Origin of the sequence: Thiothrix fructosivorans (genome assembly GCF_017349355.1) — a bacterium.
GTDB classification, from domain to species: domain Bacteria; phylum Pseudomonadota; class Gammaproteobacteria; order Thiotrichales; family Thiotrichaceae; genus Thiothrix; species Thiothrix fructosivorans.
Genome location: NZ_JAFMPM010000008.1, coordinates 525,292 through 542,418, shown reverse-complemented (window position 1 = coordinate 542,418; position 17,127 = coordinate 525,292). Strand labels below are relative to the sequence as shown.

16 protein-coding genes and 1 other RNA gene are annotated in these 17,127 nt (G+C 52.3%); 1 reads left to right on the top strand and 16 read right to left on the bottom strand.

The window, feature by feature from the left end; genetic code table 11:
• Positions 1-13 precede the first annotated feature (13 nt).
• From ftsA to J1836_RS16865, 16 genes are all read right to left on the bottom strand, one after another.
• Positions 14-1,267, bottom strand: a complete 1,254-nt coding sequence (gene ftsA / locus J1836_RS16940) for a cell division protein FtsA (RefSeq protein ID WP_207252296.1) — start codon at positions 1,265-1,267, stop codon at positions 14-16.
• Complete coding sequence (locus tag J1836_RS16935) at positions 1,248-2,081, bottom strand: cell division protein FtsQ/DivIB (RefSeq protein WP_207252295.1); 834 nt, start codon at positions 2,079-2,081, stop codon at positions 1,248-1,250. Before J1836_RS16935 ends, ftsA begins: the two co-directional genes overlap by 20 nt.
• Positions 2,081-3,001 carry a D-alanine--D-alanine ligase gene (locus J1836_RS16930; RefSeq protein ID WP_207252294.1) on the bottom strand — a complete coding sequence of 307 codons (921 nt, stop codon included), beginning with the start codon at positions 2,999-3,001 and terminating at the stop codon, positions 2,081-2,083. The genes J1836_RS16935 and J1836_RS16930 overlap by 1 nt, the downstream gene beginning before the upstream one ends.
• A complete protein-coding gene (gene murC, locus J1836_RS16925) occupies positions 2,998-4,431 on the bottom strand; it encodes a UDP-N-acetylmuramate--L-alanine ligase (RefSeq protein WP_207252293.1) in 1,434 nt (477 codons plus the stop codon). The genes J1836_RS16930 and murC overlap by 4 nt, the downstream gene beginning before the upstream one ends.
• Positions 4,428-5,552, bottom strand: a complete 1,125-nt coding sequence (gene murG, locus J1836_RS16920; RefSeq protein WP_242632898.1) for an undecaprenyldiphospho-muramoylpentapeptide beta-N-acetylglucosaminyltransferase — start codon at positions 5,550-5,552, stop codon at positions 4,428-4,430. The genes murC and murG overlap by 4 nt, the downstream gene beginning before the upstream one ends.
• Positions 5,542-6,771, bottom strand: coding sequence for a putative lipid II flippase FtsW (gene ftsW / locus J1836_RS16915; protein WP_207252292.1), 1,230 nt, complete (start codon positions 6,769-6,771; stop codon positions 5,542-5,544). Before ftsW ends, murG begins: the two co-directional genes overlap by 11 nt.
• Positions 6,768-8,117, bottom strand: coding sequence for a UDP-N-acetylmuramoyl-L-alanine--D-glutamate ligase (gene murD, locus J1836_RS16910; protein ID WP_207252291.1), 1,350 nt, complete (start codon positions 8,115-8,117; stop codon positions 6,768-6,770). Before murD ends, ftsW begins: the two co-directional genes overlap by 4 nt.
• Before the next feature lie 18 nt (positions 8,118-8,135).
• Positions 8,136-9,218 (bottom strand): phospho-N-acetylmuramoyl-pentapeptide-transferase, encoded by a 1,083-nt coding sequence (gene mraY / locus J1836_RS16905; protein WP_207252290.1) that lies wholly within the window; start codon positions 9,216-9,218, stop codon positions 8,136-8,138.
• Entirely contained in the window at positions 9,218-10,579 is a 1,362-nt protein-coding gene (locus tag J1836_RS16900) for a UDP-N-acetylmuramoyl-tripeptide--D-alanyl-D-alanine ligase (protein WP_207252289.1), read from the bottom strand. The genes mraY and J1836_RS16900 overlap by 1 nt, the downstream gene beginning before the upstream one ends.
• The gene (locus J1836_RS16895) at positions 10,576-12,078 is read right to left on the bottom strand and encodes a UDP-N-acetylmuramoyl-L-alanyl-D-glutamate--2,6-diaminopimelate ligase (protein WP_207252288.1); all 1,503 of its coding nucleotides are present in this window, start codon (positions 12,076-12,078) and stop codon (positions 10,576-10,578) included. The genes J1836_RS16900 and J1836_RS16895 overlap by 4 nt, the downstream gene beginning before the upstream one ends.
• Positions 12,075-13,979, bottom strand: a complete 1,905-nt coding sequence (locus tag J1836_RS16890; protein ID WP_242632897.1) for a peptidoglycan D,D-transpeptidase FtsI family protein — start codon at positions 13,977-13,979, stop codon at positions 12,075-12,077. The genes J1836_RS16895 and J1836_RS16890 overlap by 4 nt, the downstream gene beginning before the upstream one ends.
• The gene (gene ftsL, locus J1836_RS16885; RefSeq protein WP_207252287.1) at positions 13,976-14,248 is read right to left on the bottom strand and encodes a cell division protein FtsL; all 273 of its coding nucleotides are present in this window, start codon (positions 14,246-14,248) and stop codon (positions 13,976-13,978) included. The genes J1836_RS16890 and ftsL overlap by 4 nt, the downstream gene beginning before the upstream one ends.
• Positions 14,245-15,183: a 16S rRNA (cytosine(1402)-N(4))-methyltransferase RsmH gene (gene rsmH, locus J1836_RS16880; RefSeq protein ID WP_207252286.1), complete on the bottom strand. Its 939-nt coding sequence runs from the start codon at positions 15,181-15,183 to the stop codon at positions 14,245-14,247. The genes ftsL and rsmH overlap by 4 nt, the downstream gene beginning before the upstream one ends.
• Before the next feature lie 13 nt (positions 15,184-15,196).
• Entirely contained in the window at positions 15,197-15,652 is a 456-nt protein-coding gene (mraZ, locus tag J1836_RS16875; RefSeq protein ID WP_207252285.1) for a division/cell wall cluster transcriptional repressor MraZ, read from the bottom strand.
• Positions 15,653-15,944: 292 nt separating this feature from the next.
• Positions 15,945-16,299, bottom strand: an RNA gene (gene rnpB, locus J1836_RS16870) — RNase P RNA component class A.
• Between the two features lie 24 nt (positions 16,300-16,323).
• Entirely contained in the window at positions 16,324-16,524 is a 201-nt protein-coding gene (locus J1836_RS16865) for a hypothetical protein (RefSeq protein ID WP_207252284.1), read from the bottom strand.
• 123 nt (positions 16,525-16,647) lie between these two features.
• On the opposite strand from J1836_RS16865, the gene J1836_RS16860 reads away from it, so the two are divergent.
• Entirely contained in the window at positions 16,648-17,106 is a 459-nt protein-coding gene (locus tag J1836_RS16860) for a universal stress protein (RefSeq protein ID WP_207252283.1), read from the top strand.
• The last annotated feature ends 21 nt before the right edge of the window (positions 17,107-17,127 follow it).

Genomic DNA, 17,127 nt, shown 5'->3' with positions numbered 1-17,127 from the left:
GTATCTCCGACTGTTAAAAATTACCGTTAAACCAGCTTTTCAAGCGATCCCACCAACCATCATCCGTTGATGATGACATGACACTCACCGTGGTAGAGCCGTTCCGCTTGGTCCCATATGCCTGCTGCGCCATCCCGTACAGCAGTAGTCCTACCCCAGTGGAATGGATAGGGTTTTCAACTTCACCGCGTAAGCCGCCGATATTGCGGGGCATACCGATCCGCACGGGCATATGAAAGACTTCTTCTGCCAACTCACGCACACCGCGCATTTTGGAAGAGCCGCCTGTCAACACAATGCCAGCACCAATGCGTTCTTCGTAACCGCTGCGACGCAGTTCCTGAAGCACGAGTGAAAACAATTCTTCGTAGCGGGGTTCGATCACGGATGACAGTGTTTGCACTGACAAGCTACGTGGTTCACGCTCCCCAACACCGGGTACTTCGATCAACTCATCTTCCTCGACAAGCTGACGTAACGCCCGACCGTATTTAATCTTAATCTCTTCGGCGTGCTGTGTCGGTGTACGCACCGCCATCGCAATATCATTGGTGACTTGATCACCCGCAATCGGAATCACCGCCGTGTGATGGATTGAACCATTCATGAACACCGCAATGTCACTCGTACCACCACCAATATCGACTAGGCACACGCCTAGCTCTTTCTCATCTTCTTCCAACACCGCGTAACTGGACGCAACTTGCTCCAGAATGATGTCTTCAACGTGTAGACCGCAACGTTCTACACATTTAACCAGATTTTGCGCGGCACTGTGCGCAGCAGTGACGAGATGCACGCGGGCTTCCATACGTACCCCCGACATGCCAATTGGTTCACGAATACCTTCTTGCTGATCAATGATATACTCTTGCGGCAAGACATGCAGAATACGCTGATCAGCAGGCACTGCCACAGCACGCGCCGCATCCATGACCCGCTCCACATCACCAATAGTCACTTCTTTATCTTTAATCGCCACGATCCCATTGGAATTGAGGCTACGCACATGACTCCCTGCAATCCCCACGTACACGGTGCGAATCTGGATGCCCGCCATCAATTCGGCTTCTTCTACGGCGCGTTGAATCGACTGAATAGTGGATTCAATATTCACCACCACACCTTTTTTCATGCCGCGTGACGGATATGACCCCAGACCAATGATTTCCAAGCGTCCGGCGTCATTGATTTCGCCGACCAACGCCACCACTTTCGATGTACCCAGATCCAGCGCTACAATCACGTTATGTTCTTTCTTTGACATCACTCACTCCTGCGACTCCGTCCGTTGAATCCCGCGAGCCGACTGGGGATTTTTTCCATTCCACTGCAAAACCGTTGGTATAACGCAAATCAACCCGCCGTATATTATTGAGTTTTTTGGCTAGTTCTTGCTGAAAACCAACCCTGAACCGCTGCATCCGCAGTGCTTGGTTTTCACTGCCGATCATCACCTCTGGCCCTTCTTTTATTTTAACCCGCCACGAGCCACCTTCATCCTCAGTCAGTTCGGATAACTCCAACGGTAGCCCTTTCAGCCATTCCTTGACGCTCAAATAACGTTCACCCATTTTACGTCCATTATCTTCCGGGCTATAAAGTGTCGGAAATACACCGCGCATGGAGGGTAATTCGGCAACAAACAACTCACCGTATTTATTCATCAACCGCTCACGCCCCCAGAAAGCCACCGGCGATTGTTCTTCAACCATGACAATCAACTGATCAGGCCAGGCCTTACGCAATGTAATCGAACGTACCCAAGGCAAGGTTTCCAAATCCGCTTTCAACGCATCCGCATCCAGCAGGTGCAAATTGGTTTGCTTGTATTTATCAATAACCGCACGTAAATCAGTATCTTTAATAAATTTACGGTCGCCTTGAAGATCAATCTTGCTAATAGGTAGGTTTTCTGGGTTATTCAGCATAGCGCGTACTCCCAGTACGCCCGCCAGCAACATCAATAACACCACAAACGCCGCAATCAATTTCAACAAACGTGGCGGTACATCCGTCAGATGAAAACCTGAAGAAGGCACGGTACGTTTGTTAATTGTTTGACGGCGTGGGGTTACCATTACAGGGTTGTCTCCAAGATGCGCACGACTAACGCGTTAAAATCCATTCCAATGGCACGAGCACCCATCGGCACTAAACTGTGATCGGTCATACCAGGATTGGTATTGACCTCAATCAACCATGCTTTACCTTGGGCATCACGCATCAAATCCACGCGCCCCCAACCACGTCCACCTACAGCAGCGAATGCTTGCTGTGCCAGTGTTTGCATGGCTTGTTCTTCGACACTCTCCAAGCCACACGGGCAGAAATAACGGGTATCATCCGAAATATATTTGGCTTGGTAATCGTAAAATTCACCCGGCACTTCCAAGCGAATCAGGGGCAATGATTCACCTGCAACGATACCAGCAGTGTATTCCGCACCGCTAATCCATTGCTCAGCAATGACTACCGTGCTGCATTCCGCTGCTTTGTGATAAGCACCTGCCAGCTCAGCCGCCGCTTTTACCTTACTCATGCCAATGCTCGAACCTTCGGTCGCTGGCTTCACCATCAGCGGCAAACCCAACTCCGCCACCACGGCATCAAAATCCGTCGTGGCTGTCAGCACACGGTAAGCAGGCGTTGGCAAACCTGCCCCCGCCCAGACCCGTTTGGTCATAAGCTTATCCATGCTGATCGCCGATGCCATCACGCCGCAGCCCGTGTACGGAATACCAAGGATTTCTAATGCGCCTTGCAATACTCCATCTTCACCGCCTGCGCCATGCAGGATGTTAAATACACGATCAAAACCCCCTTCTTGAAGTATCTTAATAATGTTACGGTCAACATCAATACCGTGCGCATCCACACCGCTAGCTTGCAATGCCGCCAGCACCGCCGCGCCACTTTTCAAGGAAACGGGGCGTTCCGCCGCCCAACCACCGTACAGGACTGCTACCTTGCCGAATTTTTGGTGTAACGTTGCATTCATACGTCACCTGCCTTCAGGCTCAATTTTTCAGGCAAACCGGCGGCTAATGCGCCCACGCTGCCTGCGCCTTGCGTCAAAATAATGTCACCGTCTTGCAACACATGCTTCAACACACCCGGTACGTCTTCCACGTCGGTCACAAAAATAGGGTCTACCTTGCCACGGATACGAATCGCACGCGCCAAGGCACGCCCGTCAGCGCCCGGAATCGGCTGTTCGCTAGCCGGATACACATCCATCAGCACCAGCACGTCCGTTTCTGACAAGACTTGTGCAAAATCTTCAAACAAGTCACGGGTACGTGTGTAACGGTGCGGTTGGAAGACTTGCACCAAACGACGCGTCGGCCATGCGTTACGCACTGCATCCAAAGTCGCTTTCATTTCACGCGGGTGATGCCCGTAGTCATCCACTAACGTCGCGGATTTGCCCAGCGCAAAGGTAATATCACCGTATTGCTGGAAACGACGACCGACACCATCAAACTTGCGTAAACCGTCCATAATCGCTTGGTCAGACACATCCAATTCCGCCGCAATCGCAATCGCCGCCAACGCATTCAAGACGTTATGACGCCCCGGCAAGTTCAGCACGATCTCCAACGTGCGGTTGCCTTTCACACACTGTACGCTGAAATGACTTTGTGTCCCCACAAAACGCACATTCGTGGCACGTACATCCGCCTCCTGATCAATGCCGTAAGTGACAATAGGACGCCCCACATCCGGCATAATTTCGCGCACATACTCGTCATCCACGCACAATACCGCCAACCCGTAGAACGGCAAGTGATGCAAAAACTCCACGAAGGTTTGCTTCAACTTATTGAAATCGTTGCCATAGGTTGACATATGGTCTTCGTCGATATTCGTGACCACCGCAATCATCGGTTGCAGGTGCAGGAATGACGCATCGCTTTCATCCGCCTCCGCCACCAGATATTCACCTGTGCCTAGCTTGGAATTGCTGGCGGAACTATTTAGTTTGCCACCGATCACGTAAGTCGGATCCATACCACCTTCTACCAGCAAGCTCGTGGTTAAGCTAGTCGTGGTGGTTTTACCGTGTGTCCCAGCAACCGCAATGCCCTGACGAAAACGCATCAGCTCTGCCAACATTTCCGCACGGCGCACAATCGGTAAACGTTTTTCACGCGCTGCGACGATTTCAGGGTTAGCGTTATCAATCGCGGTAGACACCACAATTACGTCCGCGCCCTCGACGTTTTCCGCCGCATGACCTTTGTAAACAGTGATACCCAGCGATTGCAGGCGGCGCGTCATTGCCCCTTCTGCCACATCCGAACCGGATACGTTGTAGCCCAAATTAGCCACGACCTCGGCAATCCCGCCCATACCCGCACCACCGATACCGATGAAATGTAAGCGGTTGATGCGTTTGCGAGCCAGATCGTCATTCCCAATTTTCATTGTTGTTTTCCTGCATTGTTATTGAAGTCGTAACCGGCATACGCCGCGCAAATGGCAGCAACTTGTGCAGTCGCATGAGGCTTTGCTAGCGCACGCGACGCCACGCTCATCTGCCGCAACTGTGCACGGTCAGCACATAAAGCTTTCAAGACACCCGCCAATGTATCGGCCGTTAAATCACGTTGTTGCAGCAGCAACGCCGCGCCATTATCCGCCAGATATTTCGCATTAGCCGTCTGGTGATCATCCACGGCATAAGGGTACGGCACAAGTAACGCAGCAACACCCGTTGCGGCTAATTCCGCAATCGTCAGCGCACCGGAGCGACAAATCACCAAATCTGCCCACGCGTAGGCTTCCGCCATGTCTTCGATGAACGGCATCACCTCCGCATCCACAGCAGCGGCGGCGTATGCGCTACGTGCCGCATCAATGTTTTTCACACCGGCTTGATGACGCACTACAGGGCGGCTAGCGGTAGCGAATTGCGCCAAGGCTTGCGGCACAATTTGGTTTAAGGCTTGTGCGCCGAGGCTACCGCCGACGACCAGAATGTGGACGGGTTGGTCGTCGCGATCTGCCAAACGTTCCAGCGGAGCGGACAAGCTGGCAATATCCAAACGCACGGGGTTGCCCGTTGCCATGACTTTCTGGCTGCTGGCAAACGTCCCCGGAAAACCTTCCAATACGCGACGGCAAAAGCGCGACAGCAATTTATTGGTTAAACCTGCCACCGCATTCTGTTCATGGATCACGACTGGTGTACCCAGCAACGCCGCCATCAAACCGCCAGGACCCGCGACAAAACCGCCCATGCCCAATACCGCCGCAGGCTTGTACGTGCGCATGATCTGTACCGATTGCCACAACGCACGCATTAGATTCACGGGTGCGAGCAGCAAGGTTTGCCAGCCTTTGCCACGCAAACCGTTCACATCCAGCCACGCCATTTCAATACCTGCTTCAGGAATCACGCGTGCTTCCAAACCTTTACGCGTTCCCATCCACACCACGGGGATACCTTGCGCAATTAATGCACGCGCCACCGCTAGTCCGGGGTAAACGTGTCCACCCGTGCCACCAGCGGTAATCATAATAGGGCGTTGTATTTTATTCGCCACGGGCTGTCCTCTTTACAGGACGCACTTTGGTTGGCTTGAGCACACGGCGCTCCGGCAAACCAAACTGCGCAAGCTGGGTTTCACGGTGTACGCGCATCAGCAACGCCAATGCCGCCAACGTAATCATCAAACTACTGCCGCCGTAACTCATCAGCGGCAAGGTCAAACCTTTCGGTGGCAACACTGCCAAGTTGACCCCAATGTGCAGAATGACTTGAAAACCAATCCAAAAACCGATGCCGTAAGCGACATAAGCGCCGAAATGTTTGCCCACCTTGTCGGCTTGAAAACCAATCACAAAGGCACGCATCACCAGCCAGCCATACAAACACAGCACCACTAGCATCCCGATAAAGCCGAATTCTTCCGCCAAAATCGAGAAAATAAAGTCATTGTGCGCTTCCGGCAGGTAGAACAACTTCTGGATACTGCCACCCAGCCCATTGCCAAACCAACCGCCATCACCAATCGCCATCAAGGAATGTACGGTCTGATAACCCTTGTCGGCTTCATGCGCCCACGGATTCATCAATGCATCCCAACGATCACCGCGATACCCCATCATGGATACCGGAATCATCACCAGAATAGCCCCGCCGAGCAAAATGCCTAAACGCTTCAACGGCACACCACCGAGAAACAACAACGCCAAACCCGTCACAAAGATAACAATGGTTGAACCGAAATCCGGTTCTAACAACAGCAACCCGCCCGTCAAACCCAGTACCAACAACGGAATCAGCAAAGGCTGATGCGAGGGTGACGTCGATAAATCTTTACCATGTCGAATCAAATAGCCTGACAAATACAGCAACATAATCAGTTTCGCCATTTCGGACACTTGCACCGCCATAAAACCAAAGTTCAACCAGCGACGGCTGCCGTTCACTTCCTTACCAATGCCCGGAATCAGTACCAGCACCAACAATGCCAGCACCAGCGGTAACAGCTTCACACCGAGTTGCTGCCAGAAATCCACGCGAATCTGGTACATAGCAATCGCCATACACAACCCCAGCATCAGGTAAAACAACTGACGTTGCAGGTAAAAATACGGGTCGTCATATTGCTTTTGTGCAACCCACATCGACGCGGAAGCCAGCATAACAATGCCAATACCAATAATGGCGAGCAACGCAATCAGCAAGTCACGATCCACGTAACGCACCCAAGGGTTCGTATCAACCGTTTCCAGCGGACTAGCAGGTATCGCGCTCATGGTAAGCTCCTCACCGCAGCGCTAAACACATCACCGCGATGCGCATAGCCTTTAAACATATCGAAGCTGGCACACGCCGGAGACAGCAATACATTGTCCCCTGCTTGCGCCAAATCAGCCGCTACTGTCACCGCTTCCGCCATATCGCTTGCAAACACATACGGTGCGTAGCCTTCCACCACCGCCGCCAGCTTGGCGCGATCTTCGCCGATCAATACCAGTGCACGTGCTTTTTCCGCCGCCACCGGACGCAACGGCGCAAAATCCGCACCCTTGCCCTGCCCACCCGCAATCAATACGGTTTTACCAGGCAAACCCGCCAATGCCGCCAGCGTTGCCCCCACATTCGTACCCTTGGAATCGTTGTACCAGTTCACACCCGCACGTTCGCGCACCCACTGAGTACGGTGCGACAATCCTGTGAATTCGCGCAAAGCAGCTAACATACCTGCCAATGGAATCCCCGCCGCTGCACCCAATGCCAATGCTGCCAGTGCATTTGCGTCGTTATGTTCACCAGGCAATTTCATCTCATCCACTGCCAGTAACAAGGTTTCACCTTGCGCTAGCCAGCGTTTACCATTAAATTCACGAATACCATATTGACCGTCCGTCGGAATGTTTAAGCCAAAACTGACGCTACAGCTAGGTTTCACGCTATCAAGCATCGCTATGACCACCGCATCGTCACGGTTTACTACCGCACATCCGCAATGTTGGTACGCAATTTGCTTGGTGGCCGCATAATCTGCAAAGCTGGGGTATCTATCCATGTGGTCTTCACTAACGTTTAAAACCACCGCCGACACTGCTTTCAAGGAATGCGTGGTTTCCAACTGGAAGCTGGAAAGCTCCATCACGTACAAATCTGGGGTTGGTTGCGCTAGCAAATCCAGCGCGGCATAGCCTAGATTACCGCCTGCGTAAGACTTCATCCCCGCTTTTTGCGCCATCAGATCGACCAAAGTGGTCACGCTGCTTTTGCCGTTAGAGCCGGTAATCGCAATCACGGGTGCTTTGGCTTCACGCACGAACAACTCGATGTCGCCGATGAGTGCCGCGCCGCGCTTGCCTGCTGACGCAATTTCGGGGGTCGCAATCGCAATACCGGGGCTAACCACCAACGTGGCAGCACTTGCAAACCAGTCGGCTGCTTCGGCAAACGCCCCGAAGTGATACGGCGTATTAGGAAACTCTGCCAGCAACTCGTCCTTGCCCGGTGGATTCGCACGGCTATCCACCACCGCAAACGCCACGCCACGCGCTTGTAAATGCCGTGCGACTGACAACCCGGTTTGACCGAGACCGACGACCAGCGTTTGCCAGTGATGCGCTTGCGTTGTCATACTTGCGTTACCCATGCGTTACCGAATCTTCAACGTTGCCAAACCGACCATTACCAAAATCACGGTAATGATCCAGAAGCGCACAATGACCCGTGGTTCAGGCCAACCTTTTTTCTCGTAGTGATGGTGCAGCGGTGCCATGCGAAAAATGCGCTTGCCGTCCGTGGCTTTGAAATACCCGACTTGCAAGATCACCGAAAGGGTTTCCAATACGAAAATCCCACCCATGATTGCTAAGACGATTTCTTGCCGGACAATCACTGCCACAATGCCAAGTGCTGCACCCAACGCCAATGCGCCGACATCACCCATGAACACTTGCGCAGGGTAGGTGTTAAACCACAAGAATCCCAAGCCTGCGCCAAAAATAGCCGTGCAGAACACCAACAACTCACCTGCGCCCGCCACACGCGGCACACCCAAATAACTGGAAATGGTGGCGTGTCCACTGACGTAAGCAAAAATACCCAAACCACCCGCGACCAAAATTGTCGGCATAATCGCCAAACCATCCAAGCCATCGGTTAAATTCACCGCATTGCTCGAACCGACGATGACCAAATACACCCACGGAATAAACAACCAACCCATTTGCCAATGCGCATCTTTAAAAACGGGCAAGAAAAACGTGGTTTCGGTGGTGGTTTCTGCCGCCATAAACAGATACACCGCCGCCGCAAAGCCGATCAAACTCAGCCCCACGTATTTTTGCCGTGCCGTCAGACCCATATTACGACGCATTTTGAGCTTGATGTAATCATCTAAGCCACCGACCAAACCAAACCCGACAGTGACAAACAGCACCACCCACACGTAGTGATTATCCAAATCTGCCCACAACAACGTTGCCACGGCAATCGCCAGAATAATCATCACCCCACCCATCGTCGGCGTACCCGCCTTCATTTGGTGCTGCGGGCCATCTTCACGGATGTATTGCCCAATCTTCAAACGGGTTAAGGCGCGAATCATGCCAGGACCCGTCCACAACGCAATGAACAGCGCGGTTAACAAGCCCAAAATAGAGCGCAATGTCAGGTATTGGAAGACGCCGAAACCACGGTAAAAATCGCTTAGGTAATCAAATAGCCACACCAACATTACGCAGCCTCCTTCACAGCCACGGCTGTCAGTGCATCTACTACGCGTTCCATCCGTGCGGAACGCGAACCTTTCACCAACACGGTATCACCGGGCTGCAAGGTAGGTTGCAACGCAGTCAACAAACTTTCCAAGTCAGTACACGCCACGGCAGACTGACCAAATGCTGCACTGGCATTCGCACTCAATTGCCCCAAGGTAAACAGTGCATCAATCCCTGCTGCGGCTGCTTGTTGACCAATCGCGGCATGAAGTTGCTCGCCGTTATCACCTAATTCGCCCATATCACCCAATACCAAGATTTTTCTGCCCGGCAAACGCGCCAAAACATCCACCGCTGCGGCGGTCGAACTGGGGTTTGCATTATAAGTATCATCAATCACTGTACCGCCATGCTGACCTGTTTTGGGGTTTAAACGCCCTTTCACCGGCTGTAAGGATTCCAGTCCCTGACAAATGGTAGCGAGGTTCACCCCCAGAGCTAAAGCGGCAGCACTCGCCGCCAAGGCATTCATCTGATTGTGATGCCCCAGCAATTTCAAATTCACTGGCACGGTTTGCCCTTGTACCTGTACAGCAAAAGGTATCTCGACAGTACTGATACCCTGCACATCCGCCGCATTTTTCATGCCAAAACTCAATACGGTACGCTGCGGATTTAAGCCACGCCAATAATCCGCGTAAGTATCATCGGCATTCAAAATAGCCACGCCCTTCGCGCTCAGACCGTTGCAGATGTCGCCCTTTTCACGCGCCACCCCCGCAATGTCACCAAAGCCTTCCAAATGCGATGCACCCGCATTATTAATAATCGCCACATCCGGACATGCAATACGGGTTAAGTAATCAATTTCACCGAAATGGTTTGAACCCATTTCGATCACCGCAAACGCATCGCTGTCACGCAAGCGCAGCAACGTTAACGGCATACCGATGTCATTGTTCAGATTGCCAAGCGTTGCCAAGGTTTGCCCTTGTTTGGCGAGAATCGCTGCCAGCATTTCTTTCAGGGTGGTTTTGCCATTGCTGCCCGTCAGACCGACCAGTGGTTGGTAGAAATGCTTGCGCCAGGCTGCGGCTAAACGCCCTAACGCTAAGCGCACATCATCGACCACGACTTGAGGAATGGCGGCATCGACGACGCGGGATACCAACGCAGCACTGGCTTTGCCTACCACTTGCGGTACAAAATCGTGTGCATCAAAACGTTCACCCTGCAACGCAAGGAATAAATCGCCCGCCTGTACAGTGCGAGAATCACGTTCAACCCGTTCAATCGGCGTTTCCTGAGCGAAGTCGAAGGGAACAGTCAACGTGCCACCTGTCATCTGCGCGATGTCCGCCAGCGTTAGCCACGTCATGCGCCACACGCCTGCAACGCTTGCGCTGCTTGGAGGCGGTCATCAAACGGCACGGTGCCATGCGCTAAAATTTGTACGGTTTCATGACCCTTGCCTGCGATTAACACGGTGTCGCCGGGTTGTGCTTGCCGAATGGCGAGGCGAATGGCTTGTGCGCGGTCGTGTTCTAAGGTCACGCTCGCTTTGTTGTGAATGCCTTGCATAATGTCCTCAAATATCTGCTGCGGATTTTCAGAGCGCGGATTATCGTCGGTTATGACCACCACGTCAGCATCCGATTCAGCTATTTTTGCCATTAACGGGCGTTTACCGCGATCACGGTCGCCGCCACAGCCAAACACACACAGCAAACGTCCACGCGTATGCACCCGCACTGCCTTCAAGACTTGCTGCAACGCACCGGGGGTATGCGCGTAATCCACCACCACCAAACGGTCACTGAGCGGCGTTACAATGACCCGTTCCATACGCCCCGGCACAACCCACACCGCCTGTAATCGCTGCAAAGCGGCGTGGAACGGCACACCTTTCGCCAACAATACGCCGAGTGCTGCCAGCAAATTATGCAGATTGAATTGCCCCAATACCGGCGCTTGCAAAAGCCCCGTCTCTTGACCGTACACCACTGTGGCGCAAATACCGCTGTGGTCAAATATCGGATCGGTTGCTACTAATGTACCCGCAGGATAGTCCTCAACTGCACCAACACCGTAACCGATGATCGCGAGCGACTGTGTAGCTACTTCCGCCGCCAAACGCCGCCCGAACGCATCGTCCACATTCAGCACCACCGCCTTTAGATCAGACCAATGGAATAATTTGCGCTTGGCTTCCGCATAGGCTTCGACCGTGCCGTGGTAATCCAAATGGTCACGGGTCAAATTCGTCAATACCGCGACATCAAAGCGAATGCCGTTGACACGCCCTTGATCCAGCGCGTGCGATGATACTTCCATCGCTACCGTGCCAAAGCCGCTTGCTTGCAAGTCACGTAGCAACGTATGCACGGTTAGCGCATCCGGCGTGGTATGCGTCGCAGGCTGTAACGCCCCTGGCAAACCGATACCCAACGTACCAATGACCGCCGTGCGTGACGCATCCGCCCCCGCAGCGTTCAAGGCTTCGGCAACGAAATGGCTGACCGAGGTTTTACCATCTGTACCCGTCACACCCACCATGAACAGTTCGGCGCTAGGGCTAGCATTAAAACGGTCGGCGAGTATGCCTAACTGTTCCCGCAAAGCAGGCACAGGCACTGATTCAACCGACAAGGGTGGCTGTTGTAAACCGTCTTCTGGCTCGTACAGCACCACGGCAGCACCCGCTTGCACTGCCGCTTCCGCATACGCCAAGCCATGCTGGCGCGTACCACGCAATGCCACAAATGCCATACCCGCTTGAATGTGGCGATTATCCAGCGTCAAACCGGTGATCTGAATATCGGGAGCCTCCGTTACGATACCTGCCAGTAAAGTACGTAGGGAGAGCGAATGTTTCATGTTGCCCCTCCTGCCGTAGGCGTAGTAGACGGTATTGCGGGTAGGGGTGGTTGCGCAGGTGCTGGCGCGGGTGCAGTAGGCTGTTGCGCTACACTGGGTAAATTATCCGGTGGCACATCCAGCAAGCGCAGTGCTTCCGCCATCACCTTTGAGAATACAGGGGCAGCAGCACGACCACCGCTGTCATCAGTCTTCGGTTCGTCGATTTGTACCGCCACCACTAAACGTGGACGACTCGCGGGGGCAACCCCAATAAAGCTGGTCAGGTAACGATCGTTACGGTATTGACCATCGATATACTTGTACGCCGTACCCGTTTTACCCGCTACACGGTAGCCATCAACCATCGCTTTTTCACCCGTACCGCCGTCTTGCACTACCGCTTCCATCATGCGTAACACGGCACGCACCGTATCGGGACTCATGACTTGTTGCCCGACATCGAGTTTATTCAGCTTATAAATAGAGGTCGGCATAAACACGCCATTCGCCGCAAACGGCGCATAAGCATGAGCAATTTGCAATAAGCTCGACGACAGCCCATAACCGTAACCGTGGGAGGCACGATCCACCTTGCCCCACTGTGTATAGTTGGTCAGCAGCCCCGCCGTTTCACCGGAAAAACCCGCATTAGGCACACTGCCAAATCCGACACGACTCAGGAACATCCACTGATCTCGCGCATTCATGAGCAACGCCACACGACTCGCCCCCACGTTACTCGACTTCGCTAGCAAGGTCGGCAGGGTAATTGAACCGTAATCTTTCGGGTCTTTGACGCTGTATTTCCCAAAATTAATTTGCCCCGGTGAGGTATTGATTTCGACTTCAGCGCCAATAGCACGCGCCTCCAATGCCGCAGCAATGGTCAGCGGTTTAATGGTTGAGCCCGGTTCAGATTTATCCGTCACCGCACGGTTACGGTACAAATAAGGTTCGAGTTCTTTGCGATTATTCGGATTGAACGATGGTACATTCGCCATCGCTAAAATTTCACCGTTATGCGCATCCAGCACCACCAGCGAGCCTGCTTTAGCATTCAGCAGGGATACTTGCGTTTTCAGCTCTTTATAGGCGAGGTATTGGATACGGCGGTCAATGCTCAGTTGGAGGTTTTGCCCCGGCTGCATTTCTTCCACGCTGATGACGCTCTCAACTAATTTGCCTTTGGCATCACGCACCACACGGGTTTTGCCGTTTTTACCCGCCAGCAAGTCATTCTGGGCTTTTTCAATGCCTTCAATCCCCGTGCCATCAATGTTAGTCATGCCAACGACGTGCCCCGCCGTTTCTGCCAGCGGATAATAACGCCGGTATTCACGCGTCGCCGCCACACCGGGTAAATCTAGATCGAGAATCGACTGCGCGGTTTCCAGTGACAATTGCCGCCCTAAATAAAAAAACTGCTTGTCGCTGGCTTGCGCTAATTTGGTGGATAATTCACCTGGCTTCAGTTCTAGTTCTTGTTCAATATGCTGCAAACCCGCCTCAAGTTTAGCAAGCTTTTCAGCGGCGACTTCGCGCCCGCCGCGTGCAGCATTGTAAGCATCAAGCAATGCGGGCTTGGCAGCCGCAGGTGGCGGCTCACCCAGCACTTGCGCCGCTTGATGCCGCAAGTCCTCACGCGCCCGCAAAAAATCTTGTGGATTGCACCACAAGGAAGAAACAGGGGAGCTGATCGCCATCGGATCACCGTTACGATCGGTAATCATGCCACGGTAAGCAGGCACAGTAACCACGCGCATCTGCCGCTTATCCGCTTGCTGCTGCAACCATTCCTGCTGGAAAATTTCCAACCATGCCGCACGCAACATCAAGCCACCAATGACCACTAATAATGCCAGCATCAAGAACAGCCGTCTGCCTTGAAAAACGGGTGATTTCAATTGTTTACGCTTCACTCGCGTATCACCTTAATATTACCAGCAGACGGTTTTTGCATCTTCAGCACCTCTTTGGAACGCGTTTCCACATGCACTTGATTGAGTAAGGTACTTTGTTCCAATTTTAAACGGCTCCAATCGGCACTGAGTTCATCGCGCTCTTTTTCGAGGCGTTGTAACTCAGCGAACAATTCCCGCGAATGATGGCGATTAACCACCACCAGCAATGCCATGCCAATCACTAGCACATACAGCAGTAATAAGCCTAACAAGCCGCCACGACTCATGCAGTACGCTCTCCTACTCGCATAATCGCGCTGCGAGAACGCACGTTAGCATCAACTTCAGCATCTGAAGCGCGGCTGGCTTTGCCAAGGATTTTCATAGGGGGTTGGGCAAATTCAGGCATTATTGGCAACCCTTTTGGTAGCCGAGGCGGGGAGGAAACATCACGCAGGAAGTGTTTAACAATGCGGTCTTCCAACGAATGGAAACTGATGACCACCAAGCGTCCGCCGGGGGCAAGAGAATCAACCGTTTGTTGCAAGCACGCTTCAACATCATCCAGTTCCTGATTTACCTTGATACGTATCGCCTGAAAGCTGCGGGTAGCGGGATTTTTACCCGGCTCACGCTTGCGAATCACACTAGCGATTAGCTCCGCCAGTTGTGTTGTGGTTTCCAAGGGGTGCTGTACACGCGAGCGCACAATTTCTTTGGCAATTTGGCGTGAGAAGCGCTCTTCACCGTAACGCCACAGCACATCGGTAATCTCCGCCTCATCGGCGCGATTTAACCACTGTGCAGCGCTGTCACCGCGTGACGTATCCATGCGCATATCCAATTGTCCTTCACGCATAAAACTGAAACCACGTTCTGCGTCATCCAACTGTGGGGAAGACACCCCCAAATCAAGCAAAATACCGTCGACTTTATCCGTCACCCCCGCTGCACTGAGTGCTTCGGGAAAATCACGGAACGAACCATGCCAGACAAACACACGCGGATCATCCGCATGACGGGCGCGAGCGTGTTCAATGGCAACCGGATCTTTATCAATGACGATTAAACGTCCGTTTACACTGAGCTGTTCCAAAATCAGCGCAGAATGACCGCCACGACCATACGTGCCGTCGACATAAATGCCCTCGGCCAGCACATCCAAGGCTGACACGGCTTCCTGCAATAATACCGTGTCGTGTTTCCACTTGGGATCAATCACTTGTTTAGCGTCCTTACATGGAAACTTGATTCAAAATATCGTTCACTTCAGCATCGTCCTGCGCTTCTTGCAACCAAGCAGCACGGGCTGCCTCCCAATTATCAGCATCCCACAATTCCAATTTGTTAGCCTGCCCCACCAATACTGCTTTTTTATCTAGCCCCGCATACTCACGCAACGGCGCGGGCAATAAGAGCCGCCCTTGTGCATCAAGTTCTAATTCAGCGGCGTGACCCAAAATCAGACGCTGCATATTACGCACCCGTCTGTTCACATTAGGCAGTGACATGAGGGTTTTTTCTACCGCCAGCCACTCATCCAAGGGGTACACCAACAAGCATTTATCGGTGTGATCAACGGTGATAACGATCTGCCCAGCAGCCTTATCCATCATGGCTTCCCGGTATTTCGCTGGCATGGCAAGCCTGCCTTTAGGATCAATCGAGAGACTAGAAATACCACGAAACATACGGCTTAATTCCACTCAAAATGGGAAATCCCCCCACTTTCTTCCACTTTTTTCCACTTGTGAGGAAATATAGGCAGACATCCCCACTCTGTCAATAAAATCAGAGAAAAATCATTTTAAATAAAATAATGAAGGCCAAAAATAAAACAAATACCCTAGAAATGCTTTAATAAAGGCCATTAAAAATCAATAAGTTAAAAAAAAATCATGAGAAACTAGTTTAAGCTCTGAATTGCCATTATCGCTTTTTAAAGATTATAGATAAGGCAAATAGAGAAAAGATGTAGAGAAAAAATAGAGCTGATCTGTAAGCCGGGTTCTGTCTTGGACAATCATTCATCTGGGATATACGTCACCGTATACCTCTAGCAACCTACCCGAATGCAGTGCGGGTCACACCAGTGCATTCCTATTTGGTCTTGCTCCGAACGGGGTTTGCCGTGCCATCGACTGTTACCAGCGACGCGGTGCGCTCTTACCGCACCCTTTCACCCTTACCGATGAGCAAGCTCACAGGCGGTTTACTTTCTGTTGCACTTTCCGTCAGCTCACGCTGCCCAGACGTTATCTGGCGTTCTACCCTATGGAGCCCGGACTTTCCTCCATTTCTCACTTGCATAAGAAACCGCGATTGCCCGATCAGCTCTGGGGCGCAACATACCAGATAATGCTCAACGTTGCACCTGCATGACCGCAGAAACTTGCTGAGAAGTGGCTGCTGGCACTGCATTCGGGGCAGCAACCGTCCAATAATCGAAAAAACGCTGCGGAAAAATGTCAGGATGACTAAACGCACCATACAACAGCAATAAAGTTGCTAACGCAAAAGCAATCAACACATCGGTGACGCGACTAACGAACCACTTACACACAGACACTCCTTCTACCGTTGAATCATGAGAAGTACAGATATAGCTCAAACCAAGTCTATCTGCTTTGCGCTACACTAAAATTGTTGTGATCCCAGACAAAAATCTACTGAGGAGAAGACGACTATGTACCGCTATCAACACATCCTTGCCGCAATTGACTTTGCTGACACCAGCCACACAGTTGTACAACGCGCCCGCGAATTGACCGAACATTACGATGCCCGCCTCAGCCTACTGCATGTGGTGGAGGAAATCCCCCTCGGCGCAGAACCGTTCGGCGACACCTCCAGCCTGTTACTGACGGAAGAGCTGCATCAGCAACAACTCACCGCCGCCAAAGATGACTTGCAGTTGTTAGCCCTGCAATTTAACTTACCTCTGCATGTGGAGCAGGCTGTCACAGAAGGCTTTACCACCAGCAGTATTCTAGCCTTCGCTGAGCATAAGCAGGTTGATCTGATTGTGCTCGCGCACAGTGGCAAGAAAGGGTTTTTGGGGTTTCTTGGCTCAACGGCAGATGCAGTGGTCAAATCAGCGCACTGCGATGTGCTGGTGATTCGCACTAAGGCTACCGATTCCTAGGACAACCTGCGGGTTATACCT